Origin of the sequence: Pseudomonas sp. UBA4194 (assembly GCF_002379585.1) — a bacterium.
Classification (GTDB): domain Bacteria; phylum Pseudomonadota; class Gammaproteobacteria; order Pseudomonadales; family Pseudomonadaceae; genus Aquipseudomonas.
The window spans coordinates 1-761 of the sequence record NZ_DFUE01000060.1 but is presented as its reverse complement, the minus strand read 5'-3'; the positions used below and the strand labels follow the sequence as shown (position 1 = coordinate 761).

General features: G+C 61.1%; 2 protein-coding genes. One reads left to right on the top strand and one right to left on the bottom strand.

The features are described 5' to 3' along the window. On the bottom strand, window positions 1–144 hold a 144-nt coding region (gene earP / locus B3397_RS15315; RefSeq protein ID WP_296251585.1), incomplete at its 3' end, for an elongation factor P maturation arginine rhamnosyltransferase EarP. 134 nt (window positions 145–278) lie between these two features. Between earP and B3397_RS15310 the strand changes: the two genes are divergently transcribed. Next, on the top strand, window positions 279–743 hold the full coding sequence (locus tag B3397_RS15310) for a GreA/GreB family elongation factor (protein WP_296251581.1): 465 nt from the start codon (window positions 279–281) through the stop codon (window positions 741–743). The last annotated feature ends 18 nt before the right edge of the window (window positions 744–761 follow it).

Sequence of the window (761 nt, the reverse complement as noted above, 5' to 3'; positions counted from 1 at the left end):
CCGGGCGAAGGGCACCAGGTCGTCTACCCACAGGCGCACCGCCAGCCCGTGCTCGACCTGCAGTTGCCGCGCCAGCCGCCAGGTGATGCCGATGTCGCCGTAGTTATCGACTACGGTGCAGAAAATGTCCCAGGTGGCCTTCATGGCTGACTCCATCACAAGCGGTTACGCAAAGCCGGCTATTGTCCTGATAAACGGACAGACACAGAAGCACTAAAGGCGCTTCGTGCGACAATTGTCGGATTCATCTCGCCCATCTGCCAGTGCTGCCTCCGACCATGAACAAAACCGCCCTGCTGCAACTGATCATCGACCGCTTGACGATCGACCTGGACGTCGCCCAGCGTGCGGCGCAGACCGCGTACGAGACCGCCACCCACGAAGAGAACGTGGCGGAGAACAAGTACGACACACTGGGGCTGGAAGCCTCGTATCTGGCCACTGGACAGGCCAGGCGCATGGAGGAAATCCGTCAGGGACTGGGCAAGTTTCAGAGCCTCAAGCTGCGCGAGACCGACGGCGCCGTTCAGTTGGGCAGCCTCGTCGCGCTGACGTCTTCGCAAGGGGTGACGCAGTGGTTTTTCCTGGGGCCGGATGCGGCGGGATTGAAGATCGATTTCCAGGGGGTGATGGTGATGGTCATCACGCCGCGCTCACCGCTGGGTGGGAGTTTGCTGGGCAAGAGGGTGGATGATGAGGTGGTCATGGGGGGGACGGAGCAGGTGATTGTTGAGGTGGTTTGAGGTGGTTTGAGGTTTGGC